Source organism: Paraburkholderia sp. EG286B, from assembly GCF_040965655.1.
GTDB lineage: Bacteria > Pseudomonadota > Gammaproteobacteria > Burkholderiales > Burkholderiaceae > Paraburkholderia.
The window spans coordinates 1-255 of sequence record NZ_JBFRCF010000268.1 but is presented as its reverse complement, the minus strand read 5'-3'; the positions used below and the strand labels follow the sequence as shown (position 1 = coordinate 255).

1 pseudogene is annotated in these 255 nt (G+C 58.0%); it reads right to left on the bottom strand.

Annotated elements, in window-relative coordinates:
- Positions 1-55: 55 nt before the first annotated feature.
- Positions 56-255 (bottom strand): annotated as a pseudogene (locus AB4Y42_RS44700) (electron transfer flavoprotein subunit beta/FixA family protein); the annotation flags it as partial.

Here is a 255-nt window from a genome sequence, read left to right as displayed (position 1 = left end):
TCGACTGATTGTCGTGTTCGGCAATAACCAGATTCGTCATTTTGTTTCGCTCCCCTTACAGCACCTTGGCTTCCGTCTTCAGCTTCTCGACCAGCGTCTTCACGTCCGGCACCTTCACGCCTGCGCTGCGCTTCGGCGGCTCGGCAACCTTCAGCGTCTTCAGACGCGGCGTGACATCGACGCCCAGGTCTTCCGGCTTCACGATTTCCAGCGGCTTCTTCTTCGCCTTCATGATGTTCGGCAGCGTGACGTAGC